The following is a 16,967-nucleotide window of genomic DNA, read 5'->3' as shown; positions in this document are numbered from 1 at the left end:
GACTTCAGAAGTTGCTACCAAAGAAGCCGGCCCATCCGGTACCAATATTGAAGCCACCAGAGTTGCTGTTGCCAAAATTACCAATGCCCGAATTGAATCCATTGGCAACGGTGTTGATGTTTCCGAAGCCGGAATTATTGTCTCCAGTGTTGAAGAACCCAGCATTGTACAAACCTGTGTTCCCGAGGCCTGAGTCATTGTTGGAACCGGTGTTTCCAATTCCGGAGTGTTGCATCCCTTGATTCCCGATACCGGCATTGTTCTGGCCGGGTCCGCCTGCGACGCCTGCGTTGCCGTAGCCAGAGTTGTTATCACCGAAATTGTTGAAACCAGAGTTGCCGGTGCCGGTATTGCCAAACCCCGAGTTGGCAACCGTCTGAATGATCGGACTGCCGAAACCGGTGTTCAGAGTTCCGGAGTTCAGGGCGCCGGTATTGATGTGGCCTGAATTCCACAATCCGGTATTGACGGAGCCTGCGTTGAAGCTCCCGGTATTCACGTCGCCTGCGTTGAAGCTCCCGAAGTTGCCGTCGCCCGAGTTGTAGTCACCCGTGCCGCCGGAGCCCGAGCTAAACCAGCCGGTGTTGTGGCTGCCCGAGTTGAAAGCGCCGGCATTGCCCGAGCCGGCGTTACCAAAGCCGGTGTCGTAGGACCCGGAATTCCAGAAGCCGGTGCTGGTCACGCCCGAGTTGCCAAAGCCGGTGCTGCCCGCCCCGGAGTTCCAACCACCCCAGTTGCCCACCCCCGAGTTCAGCCACCCCAGGTTATTGCTTCCGGAGTTGAAAATGCCGGTGTTACCGCTACCAGAATTGAACAAGCCGACGGCTCCGGTGCCGGAGTTCAGGCCGCCGAAGCCAATCTGATTGTCGCCAGTGAGGCCGATACCGATATTATTGTTTCCGGTATTAGCAAAACCAATATTGTTGCTACCAGTATTAGCGAAGCCGACATTGAGATTACCACTGTTCCCGCTCCCAAGGTTGCCGCTCCCATTGTTTCCACTGCCGAAGTTATTGCTGCCGGCGTTGCCGAAGCCAAGGTTGCCGCCGCCAATATTTCCACTGCCGAAATTATTGCTGCCGACGTTCCCGTGGCCGAGGTTTGCGTTCCCGTCGTTGCCGCTGCCCAGGTTGTTGTTGCCGGCGTTGCCGCTGCCGACGTTGAGGCTGCCGGCATTACCGCTGCCAAGGTTGACATTGCCGGTGTTGCCGCTGCCGAAATTGACGTTGCCGTTGTTTCCGCTACCCAGGTTGACGTTGCCGTTGTTTCCGCTACCCAGATTCAAATCACCGGCATTGCCGGATCCGAAGTTTCCATTGCCGGTATTGCCGAAACCCAGGTTGGGTAGCGAGATATTGGTGCCGGCGGCCGCACTCGACCCGGCCGAGATGGCGGACGCCAACGGCCCTCCCCCGGAAGCCGGCGTCTCTGGCGCACCCCACTGGCCCGATGCGGCGGAAGCGCCCTGCAGCCCAGCACCCCACGGCGACAATGCGGCCGCCGCGGCCGACGTGTCAGCGTAATAACTCAGCATCGCGGCCACGTCCTGCGCCCACATCTGCTCGTATTGGGCCTCGGCTGAGGCGATCGCCGGCGCGTTCAAGCCAAGCACGTTCGACGTCACCAGCTGCACGAACCGATTACGGTTGATCGCCACCATCAATGGATGCACTGTGGCCGCGCGCGCCGCGTCGAACGAACTGGCCACCGCACGAGCCTGAGCTGCCGCCCCCGAAGCGTGACCCGCCGCGGCACTCAACCATTGGGCGTAAGGCGCCGCTGCAGCCGCCATCGCCGCTGACGCCGGCCCCCGCCACGAGCCGTCGACCAAACCCGACGTCACCGACGAAAACGACGACGCCGCACCGGCGAGCTCGCCGGCCAGTCCGTCCCAGGCCGTAGCTGCGGCCAGCATCGGTTGCGGACCGGCGCCGGCGAAAATCCGCAACGAATTGATCTCCGGCGGCAACACCGAAAAATTCATCACCCTAGCCCTTTCGCAGCCGACCTGCCCCGACCGACGGGCCCGCGATCACGGACCACAGCAACCGTTACACCGGCCCGCCCAGGCTGTCAGCGGTTCGGGCGAATTGCTCTAGGAGGTCCTCGACCGCACCCCCGGTTACGGCTGCCACGCGGCGGGTTCCACCGTCGCGGCAGCGACCTTGGTTGCCGACGGGTGGGCAGCGCGACGTGGCGAATCAGGCGGTCCCGACGACCGCCAACGTCGCCTCAAGTGGCGGTAGCACCGACGGCCTGCCGCCCCATGCCGGGCAGGTAACTGACCGACCGGCGATTTCACACCGGGCCACGCACCGACCCGGTGCGTATCGTCGAACCCGACCATGACGAACAACGGGCGATCCGTGCGCCACCTTGGCAGTTTCGAGGCGGACCCGCCGCGGCGATGCCACGCTACGGGCCGGCGCACCGGGCAACGCTGACATGCCTATCGTCCCCCGGCTCACACTGCCACGACACCGATTGGCCGACGCACACGGTGATACGACGAATAGGAATCATGCTCATGCCCTCTTCCACCACCGAGGCCATTGCCGAAGTGGCCGACCGGTTGTTCGCTGCCATCGAAATCAGCGACCGGGCGGCGGTTGCCCGCATGTGGAGCGACGACATCGCAGTGTGGCGCGCGGGTGCCCACCGCGATGACGACAAGGCCCACGCACTGCGGGTGATCGATTGGTTCGTCTCGGCGACCACCGAGCGTCGGTATGAGGTTCTGGACCGCCAGATTTTCGATGACGGGTCCGGTAGGGGCTTCGTCCAGCAGCACGTGCTGCATGCGGCCGGCCAGACCGGACAGTCGATCGCGCTGCGGGTTTGCATCGTGATCAAGCTGGACACCGAAGGTTTGATAAACCGGATCGACGAGTACTTCGACCCGGCCGAGCTTGCACCCTTGCTCAGTTGAAGCCCGTCAGTGCGTCGCCGTCGGCTACAGACTTGCGACCAGCGCCTCCGCTAGCGGGTACACCACAAAGGATCCGACAATCACCGGGTGGGCTCCACGCCCGATAGACAGTGAGGCAGGACGATGACGACGCTCGAAACGCTACTCAGCGATCCCGATGCCGCCGGAGCATGGAATCTTGTTCCGGATCACTCGGCGGTCACCTTCAAGATCAAGAACATGTGGGGCCTGCTCGCGGTCAAGGGCGAATTCACCAAGTTCACCGGCCGCGGCAACCTGACTGAGCAGGGCAAGGTCTCCGGTTATCTCGAGGTAGACGTCGCCTCGCTGCGCACGGGTATCCGCCTGCGCGACAAGCACTTACTCTCGGCCGACTTCTTCGAAGTCGAACGCTTCCCAGAAATCCGGGTTGTGGTGACCGCCCTGCAGCCGACCAAGGGCAAACACGCCGAACTGCAGGCCAGCTTCACCATCAAAGGCATCACAGACCCGGTAACCCTGCCGGTCACGGTCACCGAGTTCAGCGACGGCTCGGTGCGCATAGCCGGCGAAACCGAGATCGACCGAATCCAGTTCGGCTTGCGTTGGAACAAGTTCGGCATTCTGGCCGCAACGGCGACCGCAGCGGGCGAGGTCTGTTTCGTGAAAGCGCCGTAGCAGAACGAAGTCCGTTCAGCCACCACGCATTTGAACTCCCGGCTCTTGCTTTACCCGAGGTCGTAGCTTCCCCTTTTCGGCTTCCGGCCGTAGCGAAACCGCCGTTTCGTCCGCCTCCGACGCCTGGTCCTGCTTGTTGGCTGACCGGTGCGCCACATCGGCGGTCGGCGACGGCCGTAGCGCCGACTCCGAAATTCCGGAACCCGTCGACTGCGTTACCCTCGCTACCGGTACCGGGGCCGCTTTCGCCGCAATTTCCGGATCCGCGTTCGGCAACACCCCCATATGAGGAGCCGCCGCTTCGACCTCGGCCACCGGCGGGGCCGCTGCTTCCGGTGCCCGAGTTGGTGCGCCATTTCCAGCACTGCCCGCACCAATGCCAATGCCGGCAGACCCGGTCTGATTGCCGCCGGTAGCCGGGATCGGGATCGGAACGCCCATCATCCCGGGGGTCGTGACGGCGCCTGCGCTGGTGGCGCCGCCACTCAAGAGACTTGCACTGCCGACATTGCCGCTGCCGGCAATCCCCTGACCTACGTTGCTATACAGCGGGTCGGCCTGCGATAGCCCGACGCTGGGGTTGCCGTTGACGACGTTGTTGGTCTCCGCACCGACCGGGCCGCCGCTCGCGCTACCGGCGTTGCCGCCGCCAGTGTTCGCACCCTCCCCGTTGCCGCCGACATTGGTAGTACCCGCGACGCCGCCGCCGGCGCTTGTGCCCGCGGCGCCGGCGCTACCCATAACCGGAAGGCCCTTTAGGATGCTCTGCCACGGCACCAACTGCGAAGCGAGCGCCGCGGCGCCGGAGTAGTAGCCCGACATCGCAGACACATCCGCAGCCCACATCTCCTCGTAAATGCTCTCCGCGAACGCTATAGCCGGCGCGTTCTGGCCGAACAAATTCGACATCACCAACTGCACGAATGCGTCGCGATTGGCAGCCACGGTCGCCGGAAGCACCGTCGCTGCCTGGGCTGCCTCGAACATGGTGACCATGGCACGGGCCTGCCCCGCGGCCCCGGCGGACTGCGCCGCGGCCGCACTCAGCCACGCCGCGTACGGAGCTGCCGCTGCCGCCATCGTCGCCGCTGCCGGACCCTGCCAAGCTTGACCCGCCAACCCCGACGTCACCGAGGCAAAGGATTGGGCCGCGGCCCCCAACTCGTCGGCAAGCCCCGCCCATGCGGTCGCTGCCTGCAACATGGGCGCTGAACCCGCGCCAATGAACATTCGTAAAGAGTTGATCTCCGGCGGCAGCACCCAAAAACTCACTGCACCAGTCCTCCAGAATCGCTAGCCGGGTTCCTACCCGATCTGCACACAGCGTAACGACAACTGGCCGCCGATTCGCCGCTTAGCTCCGCATTCATCATCTTCGCTCCGACGCCCGACTTCACGGGCGCTCCCCCCACTGCGCCAGACGCTACCCGGACCGCGCCCAGTTGGTCTCAACCAGCGCGCACCAGGCCGCCGGCCGCCCGTAAGCAGCAAGGCCGGCGGGTTCACCGCAGCGGACAGGATGGTGAATCCGCCCGTCTCGCGGCGCCGTGTCACCCGGTATTGACAACTATGGTTGACAGAAGTTCTAATTTACGGGCGATACGGCATTTGTTTTCATAGACAATGGTGCGCCTGCGTCCCGTGATCACGTCCGTTAGCCGCCCGGACGGTCCGCAACCGGCCCCGGGCGAAGGTTGTCGATGCGCGTAACGGAGGCGAGTTTGCGGCCATGGCCAACAACGTCGGATGCCCAATTCACCAGAGACGGTCGACCGGAGCCTGTCGCCGAGCCGAGCGACCCGGCGCAACCGGCGGTCCGCAGGGTGCGCCGTTCGTTGGCCCGACCCGGGGTTGACCTATGGAAACGTTCATCCTGTCGCACCATTCGTATTTGCTGTTACCGCTGCTTACAGCCACCGGCATTCCCGTCCCTGAAGAAGTGGTCACCGTCGCGGCGGGCGCGTTGAGCTCACCTTCGATCGGCCGGCTCGAGCCAGGGTTGGCAATCTTTGCGTGCCTGGCCGGGGTGCTGGTCGGCGACTGCGCGCTGTACTGGATCGGCAGGTCGCTCGGTCAGACACATCTGGGGCGGTATCGCTGGTTCGCGCGGTTGGTCGACAGCGATCGAACAGCGCACGTCGTGCGCATCCTGCAGCAACATGGCGTGAAGGTGTTTCTGTTGGTGCGATTCGTGTTTGGGATGCGCACTCCGCTGTATCTGGCAATCGGTGCCCTAAAGATGGACTTTCGCCGGTTTCTGGTGTGCGATTTGGTAGGCGGGACGTTGGCCGTCGGCACGTTTTTCCTACTCAGCTATCTCGGCGCTGGATGGATCAGCGGGCTGATTCATCGGTCGGAATGGGCCGCGACTGCGATGTTGCTGGTGACGGCTGTGACCGCCGGATTGTATTACGGCGTCTGGAAACGTTGGCGCGTGCAATTGAGCCCGCACCGGCCTGGATTGCAAGGAAAGGCACAATGAGTCAACCGTCACCTGACACCATCCTGTTTTTTCGCGAGTTCTGCGGGAAGTTCGAGGCGACCGGTTCGGTGGCGCCGAGCACCCGCCACCTGGCCCGGGCCATCACGCGCCACCTGCGGAACCGTGGTCCAGCGCCTATTCGCGTTCTGGACTGCGGGCCAGGCACCGGCGCGTTCACTGACCGAATTGTCGACCACCTGCGCCCAGGTGACACATTGGACGTGGTGGAAATCAATGATTCCTTTGTCCGCGTACTACAGAGACGTTTTGCCACCGAACCAAAATGGCAGGCGGTCAGCGATTTCATCAATATCCATCAGCTGCCGTTCCAGAATTTCGATGCCGAGGAGCCATACGATTTCATCATTTCAGGCCTTCCGCACAGCAACTTCCCCGCGATCACCGTGGCGGAGATCCTCCACTGTTACACCCGGCTACTCAAGCCCGGAGGGATACTCAGCTACGTCGAATACCTTTACCTCCGGCAAATCCGCAGAACCCTGTCACGCGGGACTCAGCGCGATCGCATACGCAGTGTCGAGCAGCTCATGTCGTCGCACATGAGCAAACACCAGGTCACCCACGAGAGTGTTCTCCGCAACGTTCCGCCCGCCCGGATACACCATTTGACCGCGCCGGCCGACGGCGCCGGAAGAGGCACGGGTAGTGACTGGAACACGCTCAGCGCGTAGGACCTGCCTGTCCGAGCCCCGCCTCACCGCTCACCACCCAGTGCGCCCGTCACCGAGGAGGTCACAGCACGATCGTCTCGATGCCCGCCGTGAGAAAGGCGGCGGACCGGCACCAGTACCATTTTCACCGTGCCCGACTCCAGCGATGCCCTGCGGATCCTCGTCTATAGCAACAACGTCCAAACCCGCCAACAGGTGATGCGTGCGCTGGGCAAACGGCTGCACCCTGATCTGCCGGAATTGAGCTATGTCGAAATAGCGACAGCTCCGATGGTGATACAGCGGATGGACGAAGGCGGCATCGACTTGGCCATCCTCGACGGCGAGGCGACACCAGCCGGGGGCATGGGAATCGCCAAACAGCTCAAAGACGAACTCTCGACGTGCCCACCGATTCTGGTGCTCACCGGGCGGCCGGATGACTCCTGGCTGGCCAGCTGGTCGCGGGCCGAGGCCGCGGTACCGCATCCGATCGACCCGATCGTGCTTGGCCGCACGGCGCTCGGTCTGTTGCGTGCTCCTGCGCTCTGACCGCTGCCCACACCAACCCAGGCGCCTGTCGGGCTCCGCAACCCCAACCCCGATCCATCCGCCAGGGGACCCCAACGCCTCCGCGGCCGCGGATCTGCAGGTGCCCGCGAGGGTTGACCCCGGGCATGGGCCCTTGCCGTAGCGCGACTATGTTGAAGGTCACTGCGACGGTCCACAAGCCCGGCCCGTCACAGCAGCCCGGTCACCGCCCGGCCGTCATGTTGGCGGCCCGTACGACGGATCATGGAGCGACGTGAACGTCTACATACCCATCCTGGTGTTGGCGGCGCTTGCTGCCGCCTTTGCCGTGTTCTCGGTTGTGATCGCGAGCCTGGCCGGCCCGTCGCGCTTCAACCGTTCAAAGCTCGCGGCCTACGAATGCGGGATTGAACCGACAGACAGCTCGGTGAGCGGCCCGCACGCGACGGCCGGGCAGCGGTTCCCGATCAAGTACTACCTGACCGCAATGTTGTTCATCGTCTTCGACATCGAGATCGTGTTCCTGTATCCGTGGGCGGTCAGCTTCGACGCGCTGGGCACCTTCGCGCTGGTCGAGATGGTGATATTCATGCTCACGGTGTTCGTTGCCTACGCCTACGTGTGGCGCCGCGGGGGCCTGACGTGGGATTGAGGGCTGAGACGGGATTTGAGATGGGTTTGAGATGGGATTGAGGTAGGGCGTGGGACTGGAAGAACAGCTACCCGGCGGGATCCTGCTGTCGACAGTCGAGAAGGTGGCGGGCTACGTCCGCAAAAACTCACTGTGGCCGGCGACGTTCGGCTTGGCGTGCTGCGCGATCGAAATGATGGCGACCGCCGGACCGAGGTTCGATCTGGCCCGCTTCGGGATGGAGCGATTCTCGGCGACGCCGCGGCAAGCGGATCTGATGATCGTGGCGGGACGGGTCAGCCAGAAGATGGCGCCGGTGCTACGCCAGATCTACGACCAGATGGCCGAGCCGAAATGGGTTCTCGCCATGGGGGTGTGCGCGTCGTCCGGTGGAATGTTCAACAACTACGCGATCGTCCAGGGTGTGGACCACGTTGTTCCGGTCGACATCTACCTGCCGGGGTGTCCGCCGCGGCCCGAGATGCTCTTGCACGCAATCCTCAAGCTGCACGAGAAGATTCAGGAAATGCCGTTGGGTGTCAACCGGGAGCGTGCCATCGCCGAGGCCGAAGAGGCGGCGCTGCTGGCCAGGCCCACCATCGAGATGCGCGGACTGCTGCGATGAGCTCCCCAGACCAAGACCCGCGGGAGGCGATCGCCCGCGCGGACGAAGAAGTGATCGACGTTCGACGCGGGATGTTCGGCGTCAGCGGCACCGGTGACACGTCCGGATACGGGCGGCTGGTGCGTCAGGTCACGTTGCCGGGCAGCAGCCCTCGGCCGTATGGCGGCTATTTCGACGACATTGTCGACCGCCTGGCCGAAGCACTGCAGGGCGAGGGTGTCGAATTCGACGACGCCATAGAGAAAGTCGTGGTGTACCCGCCGGGAAAGGGAGCCGAACTGACCTTGCACGTCCGCCGCGAACGACTGCCACAAGTCGCCCAACGCCTGCGCGATGAACCGGAATTGCGGTTCGAAATGTGCCTGGGCGTCAACGGAGTGCACTACCCGCACGAAACCGGCCGGGAGCTGCACGCCGTCTACCCCCTGCAGTCGATCACCCACAACCGTCGTCTCCGGCTGGAAGTGTCTGCGCCCGACAGTGATCCGCATATCCCGTCGCTGTATTCGGTCTATCCGACCAACGACTGGCACGAGCGCGAGACATATGACTTCTTCGGGATCGTCTTCGACGGGCATCCGTCACTGACCCGCATCGAGATGCCCGACGACTGGCACGGACATCCGCAGCGCAAGGACTACCCGCTCGGTGGCATCCCAGTCGAATACAAGGGCGCGCAGATACCCCCGCCCGACGAACGTAGGGGCTACAACTGATGAGTGAAACCGAAACCATCCTGGTCGCCGGCGGCCAGGACTGGGAAGACATCGTCGACGCCGCCCGCAAGGCCGACCCCGGCGAACGCATCGTCGTCAACATGGGACCCCAGCACCCGTCCACCCACGGGGTGTTGCGGTTGATCCTCGAGATCGAAGGCGAAACGATCATCGAGGCCCGCTGCGGAATCGGCTATCTGCACACCGGCATCGAGAAAAACCTCGAATACCGGTACTGGACACAGGGCGTCACCTTCGTGACCCGAATGGATTACCTGTCACCGTTTTTCAACGAAGCCGCGTACTGCCTGGGTGTAGAGAAGCTGCTCGGTATCACCGAGCAGATACCGGAGCGGGTCAACGTCATCCGGGTGCTGCTGATGGAGCTCAACCGCATCTCGTCGCACCTGGTCGCATTGGCGACCGGCGGCATGGAACTGGGCGCGATGACCGCCATGTTCATCGGCTTCCGGGCGCGCGAAATCATCCTCAACGTGTTCGAGTCGATCACCGGATTGCGGATGAACCACGCCTACATCCGGCCCGGCGGCGTGGCGCAGGATCTGCCGCCCAACGCGGCCAGCGACATCGCCGAAGCCCTCACCCAGCTGCGGCAACCACTGCGCGAGCTGGGTGATCTGCTCAACGAAAACGCCATCTGGAAGGCCCGCACCCAGGGCATCGGATATCTCGATCTGGCCGGATGCATGGCACTGGGCATCACCGGCCCGATCCTGCGTTCCACCGGATTACCGCACGACCTGCGCAAGAGCGAACCTTACTGTGGTTACGAAAACTACGAATTCGACGTGATCACCGATGACGCGTGTGATGCCTACGGGCGCTACATGATTCGGGTCAAGGAGATGTGGGAGTCGGTGAAGATCGTCGAGCAGTGCCTAGACAAGCTGAAGCCGGGCCCCACCATGATCGAGGACCGCAAGATAGCCTGGCCCGCCGACCTGAAGGTGGGCCCCGATGGCATGGGCAACTCGCCAGAACACATCGCCAAGATCATGGGCAGCTCGATGGAGGCATTGATCCACCACTTCAAGTTGGTGACCGAGGGCATCCGGGTACCGCCGGGCCAGGTCTACGTGGCGGTGGAATCGCCCCGGGGTGAGCTGGGCGTGCACATGGTCAGCGACGGCGGCACCCGCCCCTACCGGGTGCATTACCGGGATCCGTCGTTCACCAACCTGCAGGCGGTCGCCGCCATGTCCGAGGGCGGCATGGTCGCCGACCTGATCACCGCCGTCGCCAGCATCGACCCGGTCATGGGCGGGGTGGACCGATGACCCAAGTGCCCGATTCTCCCCCGCTAACGGGTGGTACCCCCACCTCGGGCGATAGGCGGCCGGATCGTCGTCAGGCTAAGACCGGACCACAGGGGCAACCCGCGTTCATCCGGCTGGGGCCGCCGCCCGAAGAACCCAACCAGTTCATGGTGGAGGGTGCACCCCTGTCGTATCCGCCCGAGGTGCAAGCGCGGCTGGAGGTCGACGCCAAGGAAATCATCGGCCGCTACCCCAACGCGCGTTCGGCGTTGCTGCCGCTGCTGCACCTGGTGCAAGGTGAGGACTCCTACCTGACCCCGGCGGGTCTGGAGTTCTGCGCACATCAGTTGGGGCTGACCGGGGCCGAGGTCTCGGCGGTGGCCAGCTTCTACACCATGTACCGGCGCGGCCCCACCGGTGATTACCTGGTCGGCGTGTGCACCAACACGCTGTGCGCCATCATGGGCGGCGACGCCATCTTCGAGGACCTCAAAGACCATCTCGGTATCGGCAACGGCGAGACTACCGCCGACGGGTCGATCACCCTGCAACACATCGAATGCAACGCCGCCTGCGACTACGCCCCGGTGGTCATGGTCAATTGGGAATTTTTCGACAACCAGACACCGGAATCGGCACGCGAGCTCGTCGACTCGCTGCGCTCCGGCACCCCGAAGCCACCGACCCGGGGGGCTCCGCTGTGCGCCTTCCGCGAGACGTCGCGCATCCTGGCGGGTTTGCCGGATCAGCGTCCCGATCAGGGCCAGGGCGGAGCCGGTGCGGCCACGCTGGCCGGGCTGCAGGTGGCGAAGGAAAACGACATGCAGGCGCCGCCCGGGCCCGAAGCCACCCCGGAAGGCCAGTGATGACCTCGCAGGCAACCCCGTTGACCCCGGTGATCAGCCGCTACTGGGACGACCCCGAGTCATGGACCATGGCGACGTATCAGCGCCATGACGGCTACCAGGCGATGACGAAGGCCTTGGCCATGGACCCCGACGACGTGATCGGCACCGTCAAGGACTCCGGGCTGCGCGGGCGCGGCGGCGCCGGATTCGCCACCGGCACCAAATGGTCGTTCATCCCGCAGGGCGACAAGGGCCCCGCGGCCAGGCCGCACTACCTGGTGGTCAACGCCGACGAGTCCGAACCCGGCACCTGCAAAGACATTCCGCTGATGCTGGCGACACCGCACGTGCTCGTCGAGGGAATCATCATCGCCGCGTACGCCATCCGTGCCCACCACGCTTTCATCTACGTGCGCGGCGAGGTCCTGCCGGTGCTGCGCCGCCTGCAGAACGCGGTGGCCGAGGCCTACGCGGCCGGTTACCTGGGCCGCAACATAGCCGGCTCCGGCTTCGACCTCGAGCTGGTGGTGCACGCCGGCGCCGGCGCCTACATCTGCGGCGAGGAGACCGCGCTGCTCGATTCGCTGGAAGGCCGACGCGGCCAGCCGCGGCTACGGCCGCCCTTCCCCGCCGTTGCGGGGCTCTACGGCTGCCCGACGGTGATCAACAACGTCGAGACCATCGCCAGCGTCCCGTCGATCATTCTCAACGGCGTCGACTGGTTCCGGTCGATGGGCAGCGAGAAATCGCCTGGCTTCACGCTGTATTCGTTGTCCGGGCACGTCACCCGCCCCGGGCAGTACGAGGCGCCGCTGGGCATCACGTTGCGCGAATTGCTCGATTACGCCGGCGGGGTCCGCGCCGGACACCGGCTGAAATTCTGGACACCGGGCGGGTCCTCCACACCATTGCTCACCGACGAGCACCTTGACGTGCCATTGGATTATGAGGGTGTGGGCGCTGTCGGATCGATGCTGGGCACCAAAGCACTGGAGATCTTCGATGAGACCACCTGCGTGGTGCGTGCGGTGCGGCGCTGGACCGAGTTCTACAAGCACGAGTCGTGCGGGAAATGCACACCCTGCCGGGAGGGCACGTTCTGGCTGGACAAGATCTACGAGCGGCTGGAAACCGGTCGGGGCACCCGCGAAGACATCGACAAACTGCTCGACATCTCGGACTCGATCCTGGGAAAGGCGTTCTGCGCGTTGGGCGATGGCGCCGCGAGCCCGGTGATGTCGTCGATCAAGTACTTCCGGGACGAGTATGTCGCTCATGTCGAAGGAGGCGGATGCCCGTTCGATCCTCGGGAATCCATGCTGATGCCCAACGGAGGAAACGCGTGACCCAGACGGCCGACACCGAAAACCGCGTGGCTCAGCCGGAGATGGTGAGGCTGACCATCGACGGCAACGAAATCAGCGTCCCCAAAGGCACTTTGGTTATCCGCGCGGCCGAGTTGATGGGTATCCAGATCCCACGGTTCTGCGACCACCCACTGCTGGACCCGGTGGGCGCGTGCCGGCAATGTCTGGTCGAGGTGGAGGGACAGCGCAAGCCGCTGGCGTCGTGCACCACGGTCTGCACCGACGACATGGTGGTACGCACTCAGCTCACCTCGGACGCCGCCGATAAGGCCCAGCACGGCGTGATGGAGCTGCTGCTGATCAACCATCCGCTGGACTGCCCGATGTGCGACAAGGGCGGCGAATGCCCGCTGCAGAACCAGGCCATGTCCAACGGCCGGCCCGACTCCCGCTTCACCGACGTCAAGCGCACGTTCGCCAAGCCCATCAACATCTCCGCACAGGTATTGCTGGACCGGGAACGCTGCATCTTGTGTGCGCGCTGCACTCGGTTCTCCGAGCAGATCGCCGGCGATCCGTTCATCGACATGCAGGAGCGCGGCGCGTTGCAGCAGGTCGGCATCTATACAGGCGAACCGTTCGACTCCTACTTCTCGGGCAACACGGTGCAGATCTGCCCGGTCGGCGCGCTGACCGGGACTGCCTACCGATTCCGGGCGCGTCCGTTCGACTTGGTCTCCAGCCCCAGCGTCTGTGAGCACTGCGCGTCGGGATGTGCCCAACGCACCGACCACCGCCGCGGCAAGGTGCTGCGCCGCCTCGCTGGCGACGACCCGGAAGTCAACGAGGAGTGGAACTGCGACAAGGGCCGGTGGGCTTTCAACTATGCAACCCAGCCGGACGTCCTCACCACTCCCCTAATCCGGAATGCCGACGGCGAGCTGGTGCCCGCGTCGTGGTCGCACGCCATGGTGGCCGCGGCCCAAGGACTCGAAGCGGCCCGCGGTCGCACCGGTGTGCTGGTCGGCGGCCGGGTCACCTGGGAAGACGCCTACGCCTACGCCAAGTTCGCCCGAATTGTGTTGGACACCAACGACGTCGACTTCAGGGCCCGGCCGCACTCAGCCGAGGAGGCCGACTTTCTGGCGGCCCGGGTCGCGGGCCGAGCACTCACCGTCAGCTATTCCGACCTGGAATCGGCTCCCGTGGTGGTGCTGGTCGGGTTCGAGCCCGAAGACGAGTCGCCGATCGTCTTCCTGCGGCTGCGCAAGGCGGCCCGCAAGCACAAGGTTCCGGTGTATGCGATCGCGCCGTTTGCCACCCGCGGGCTGCAGAAGATGTCCGGCACCCTGATCAAGACCGTTCCCGGCGCGGAGCCCGCGGCCCTGGATGGGCTGGCCACCGGTGAACTGGGCGATCTGCTGGCCACACCGGGCGCGGTCATCATGGTCGGGGAACGCTTGGCGACGGTGGCCGGTGGATTGTCCGCCGTGGCACGGCTGGCCGACTCCACCGGAGCTCGGCTGGCCTGGGTGCCGCGCCGCGCCGGGGAACGGGGCGCACTGGAAGCCGGCGCGCTGCCGGGACTGCTGCCCGGTGGCCGTCCGCTGGCCGACGAGACCGCCCGATCGCAGGTCCGAGACGCCTGGCATGTGGCCGAATTGCCTTCGGCCCCAGGGCGTGACGCCGACGGGATGCTCGCCGCCGCGGCCGACGGCACGCTGGGCGCGCTGCTGGTCGGCGGTGTGGAACCGGGCGACTTCGCCGATCCGGAAGCGGCGCTTGCCGCACTAGACGCCGCCGGGTTCGTGGTCAGTCTGGAATTACGGCACAGCGCCGTCACCGAGCGCGCCGACGTGGTGTTCCCCGTCGCGCCGACGGCGCAGAAGGCCGGTGCCTTCGTCAACTGGGAGGGACGCTACCGCGGGTTCAAGCCCGCGCTGCAGGGCACCATTGCGCAAGCCGGCCAGTCGGATCACCGGGTGCTCGACGCGCTGGCCGATGAGATGGGCGTCTATCTGGGCGTGTCCACCGTCGAGGCGGCCCGCGCCGAGCTCGCCGCGCTGGGCACCTGGGACGGCAAACACGCCGCCGGCCCGCATGTTGCCGCGCCCGGACCCGCCCAACCGGGCACTGGCGAGGCGGCGCTGACCGGTTGGCGGATGCTGCTGGACGCGGGCCGGCTGCAGGACGGCGAACCGCATCTGGCCGGCACCGCGCGCCCGCCGGTGGTGCGGCTGTCGGCCGACACCGCAGCCGAGATCGGCGCCGCCGACGGCGACGATGTCACCGTCAGCACGTCGCGTGGATCGATCACCGTGCCGCTGTGCGTCACCGACATGCCCGATCGGGTGGTGTGGCTTCCGCTGAACTCCTGCGGTTCGGCGGTGTACCGGCAGCTGCGCGCGAGTCTGGGCAGCGTCGTGCGAATTGGAGTGAGCGAATGACCCGCGCCGGCGACGACGCAGAACGAAGTGATGGGGAGGAGCGGTGCCGATGACCCCGTTCGGGCACGACGTCTGGTGGCTGGTCGTAGCCAAGGCAATCGCCATGTTCGTCTTCCTCATGCTGACGGTGCTGGTGGCGATCCTGGCCGAGCGCAAGCTGCTGGGCCGGATGCAACTTCGCCCCGGCCCCAACCGAGTCGGGCCGCACGGCGCGTTGCAAAGCCTCGCCGACGGAATCAAGCTGGCGCTCAAGGAAAGCATCACGCCCGGCGGCATCGACAAGTTCGTGTATTTTCTGGCCCCGATCATCTCGGTGATTCCCGCGTTCACGGCATTTGCGTTCGTCCCGTTCGGCCCCGAGGTGTCGGTGTTCGGCCACCGGACGCCGTTGCAACTGACCGATCTGCCGGTCGCGGTGCTATTCATCCTGGCCCTGTCGGCGGTCGGGGTGTACGGCATCGTGCTCGGCGGCTGGGCTTCGGGATCGACGTATCCGCTACTCGGCGGTGTGCGCTCGACCGCCCAGGTGATCTCCTACGAAGTCGCGATGGGGTTGTCGTTCGCGACCGTGTTCCTCTACGCCGGCACCATGTCGACGTCACAGATCATCGCCGCACAAGACCGGGTCTGGTACGTCTTTCTGTTGCTGCCGTCGTTCGTGATCTACCTCATCTCCATGGTGGGCGAGACCAACCGGGCACCATTCGACCTGCCCGAAGCAGAGGGTGAGCTGGTCGCCGGTTTCCACACCGAGTACTCGTCGCTGAAGTTCGCGATGTTCATGCTGGCCGAATACGTCAACATGACAACCGTTTCGGCGCTGGCCGCGACGATGTTCCTGGGCGGCTGGCATGCTCCCTGGCCGCTGAACATGTGGGCCGGAGCCAACACCGGCTGGTGGCCGTTGCTCTGGTTCACCGCCAAGGTGTGGGGCTTCTTGTTCATCTATTTCTGGCTGCGGGCCACGTTGCCGCGGCTGCGCTACGACCAATTCATGGCGCTGGGCTGGAAATTGCTGATTCCCGTCTCGCTGCTGTGGATCATGATCGCGGCCGTCATCCGCGCGTTGCGCAACCAGGGATACCAGTATTGGACGGCGACGTTGGTGGTCAGCAGCCTCGTCGTAACCACGGGCCTGGTGATGTCGCTACGAAGCCCGGGCTCTCGGGTGAAGCGCCGCCGGCAGCGCGCCGAAAGCGCGGCCGAACGCGGCGACGCCGAACCGGTATTCCCGACACCGCCGCTGCCCATGAAGCCACTGGCCCAGCCAGTTGGTGCGAGCAAGGAGAACGCGCGTGGCTAGACTCCTGGACGCCGTTGCCGGATTCGGCGTGACCCTCGGGTCGATGTTCAAAAAGACAGTCACCGAGGAGTATCCGGAAAAACCCGGTCCGGTGGCACCGCGTTACCACGGCCGTCATCAGCTCAACCGATACCCCGACGGTTTGGAGAAATGCATCGGCTGCGAGTTGTGCGCCTGGGCGTGCCCCGCCGACGCGATCTACGTCGAGGGTGCCGACAACACCGAAGAGGCGCGGTATTCCCCCGGCGAGCGTTACGGCCGGGTCTACCAGATCAACTACCTGCGCTGCATCGGTTGCGGTCTGTGCATCGAGGCTTGCCCCACCCGGGCGCTGACCATGACCAACGACTACGAGATGGCCGACGACAACCGCGCCGACCTGATCTATGAGAAGGACCGGCTGCTGGCTCCGCTGCTGCCCGAGATGACCGCGCCACCGCACCCCAGGGCTGCGGGCGCCACCGACAAGGACTACTACCTGGGCAACGTGACCCCGCATGGCTTACGCGAGCCGCAGCAGGCCGGAGATTCCCGGTGACCGCA

Annotated in this window: 16 protein-coding genes; 14 read left to right on the top strand and 2 right to left on the bottom strand. The window is 64.9% G+C overall.

The genetic code is table 11. The annotated features are described in order from the left end of the window. Nucleotides 1-4: 4 nt before the first annotated feature. Nucleotides 5-1,984 (bottom strand): PPE family protein, encoded by a 1,980-nt coding sequence (locus EET10_RS07310; protein WP_099188137.1) that lies wholly within the window; start codon nucleotides 1,982-1,984, stop codon nucleotides 5-7. A 543-nt stretch (nucleotides 1,985-2,527) separates the two neighbouring features. Between EET10_RS07310 and EET10_RS07305 the strand changes: the two genes are divergently transcribed. Both EET10_RS07305 and EET10_RS07300 read left to right on the top strand, forming a co-directional pair. Then, entirely contained in the window at nucleotides 2,528-2,929 is a 402-nt protein-coding gene (locus tag EET10_RS07305) for a nuclear transport factor 2 family protein (RefSeq protein WP_063467535.1), read from the top strand. Nucleotides 2,930-3,052: 123 nt separating this feature from the next. Further along, the gene (locus tag EET10_RS07300) at nucleotides 3,053-3,586 is read left to right on the top strand and encodes a YceI family protein (protein WP_036404180.1); all 534 of its coding nucleotides are present in this window, start codon (nucleotides 3,053-3,055) and stop codon (nucleotides 3,584-3,586) included. Nucleotides 3,587-3,601: 15 nt separating this feature from the next. Here the strand turns inward: EET10_RS07300 and EET10_RS07295 are convergent, their stop codons facing one another. Continuing rightward, on the bottom strand, nucleotides 3,602-4,858 hold the full coding sequence (locus EET10_RS07295) for a PPE family protein (RefSeq protein ID WP_122502007.1): 1,257 nt from the start codon (nucleotides 4,856-4,858) through the stop codon (nucleotides 3,602-3,604). A 586-nt stretch (nucleotides 4,859-5,444) separates the two neighbouring features. Between EET10_RS07295 and EET10_RS07290 the strand changes: the two genes are divergently transcribed. The 12 genes from EET10_RS07290 (at nucleotide 5,445) to nuoI (ending at nucleotide 16,962) form a co-directional block, all read left to right on the top strand. Continuing rightward, nucleotides 5,445-6,068 (top strand): DedA family protein, encoded by a 624-nt coding sequence (locus EET10_RS07290; RefSeq protein ID WP_063467528.1) that lies wholly within the window; start codon nucleotides 5,445-5,447, stop codon nucleotides 6,066-6,068. Then, the gene (locus tag EET10_RS07285; protein WP_246013721.1) at nucleotides 6,065-6,760 is read left to right on the top strand and encodes a class I SAM-dependent methyltransferase; all 696 of its coding nucleotides are present in this window, start codon (nucleotides 6,065-6,067) and stop codon (nucleotides 6,758-6,760) included. Before EET10_RS07290 ends, EET10_RS07285 begins: the two co-directional genes overlap by 4 nt. 129 nt (nucleotides 6,761-6,889) lie before the next feature. After that, nucleotides 6,890-7,291, top strand: coding sequence for an Rv3143 family two-component system response regulator (locus tag EET10_RS07280; protein ID WP_036404184.1), 402 nt, complete (start codon nucleotides 6,890-6,892; stop codon nucleotides 7,289-7,291). A gap of 253 nt (nucleotides 7,292-7,544) precedes the next feature. Beyond that, on the top strand, nucleotides 7,545-7,922 hold the full coding sequence (locus EET10_RS07275; RefSeq protein ID WP_036404186.1) for an NADH-quinone oxidoreductase subunit A: 378 nt from the start codon (nucleotides 7,545-7,547) through the stop codon (nucleotides 7,920-7,922). A 49-nt stretch (nucleotides 7,923-7,971) separates the two neighbouring features. Further along, nucleotides 7,972-8,526 (top strand): NuoB/complex I 20 kDa subunit family protein, encoded by a 555-nt coding sequence (locus EET10_RS07270; protein WP_023371908.1) that lies wholly within the window; start codon nucleotides 7,972-7,974, stop codon nucleotides 8,524-8,526. After that, the gene (locus EET10_RS07265) at nucleotides 8,523-9,242 is read left to right on the top strand and encodes an NADH-quinone oxidoreductase subunit C (RefSeq protein ID WP_036404189.1); all 720 of its coding nucleotides are present in this window, start codon (nucleotides 8,523-8,525) and stop codon (nucleotides 9,240-9,242) included. Before EET10_RS07270 ends, EET10_RS07265 begins: the two co-directional genes overlap by 4 nt. Then, the gene (nuoD, locus tag EET10_RS07260) at nucleotides 9,242-10,540 is read left to right on the top strand and encodes an NADH dehydrogenase (quinone) subunit D (RefSeq protein WP_122502005.1); all 1,299 of its coding nucleotides are present in this window, start codon (nucleotides 9,242-9,244) and stop codon (nucleotides 10,538-10,540) included. Before EET10_RS07265 ends, nuoD begins: the two co-directional genes overlap by 1 nt. 146 nt (nucleotides 10,541-10,686) lie before the next feature. Continuing rightward, a complete protein-coding gene (gene nuoE / locus EET10_RS07255) occupies nucleotides 10,687-11,385 on the top strand; it encodes an NADH-quinone oxidoreductase subunit NuoE (RefSeq protein ID WP_082273280.1) in 699 nt (232 codons plus the stop codon). Beyond that, nucleotides 11,385-12,713, top strand: a complete 1,329-nt coding sequence (nuoF, locus tag EET10_RS07250; RefSeq protein WP_036404194.1) for an NADH-quinone oxidoreductase subunit NuoF — start codon at nucleotides 11,385-11,387, stop codon at nucleotides 12,711-12,713. Before nuoE ends, nuoF begins: the two co-directional genes overlap by 1 nt. After that, nucleotides 12,710-15,121 carry an NADH-quinone oxidoreductase subunit G gene (locus EET10_RS07245; protein WP_063467525.1) on the top strand — a complete coding sequence of 804 codons (2,412 nt, stop codon included), beginning with the start codon at nucleotides 12,710-12,712 and terminating at the stop codon, nucleotides 15,119-15,121. The genes nuoF and EET10_RS07245 overlap by 4 nt, the downstream gene beginning before the upstream one ends. 49 nt (nucleotides 15,122-15,170) lie before the next feature. Next, nucleotides 15,171-16,424, top strand: a complete 1,254-nt coding sequence (gene nuoH / locus EET10_RS07240) for an NADH-quinone oxidoreductase subunit NuoH (protein WP_036404398.1) — start codon at nucleotides 15,171-15,173, stop codon at nucleotides 16,422-16,424. Next, a complete protein-coding gene (gene nuoI, locus EET10_RS07235; RefSeq protein WP_423793624.1) occupies nucleotides 16,393-16,962 on the top strand; it encodes an NADH-quinone oxidoreductase subunit NuoI in 570 nt (189 codons plus the stop codon). The genes nuoH and nuoI overlap by 32 nt, the downstream gene beginning before the upstream one ends. Nucleotides 16,963-16,967 lie beyond the last annotated feature (5 nt).

The organism is Mycobacterium pseudokansasii, assembly GCF_900566075.1.
In the GTDB taxonomy this organism is placed as follows: domain Bacteria; phylum Actinomycetota; class Actinomycetes; order Mycobacteriales; family Mycobacteriaceae; genus Mycobacterium; species Mycobacterium pseudokansasii.
The sequence above is the reverse complement of the archived record's forward strand: the minus strand, read 5'-3'. Positions and strand labels throughout refer to the sequence as shown.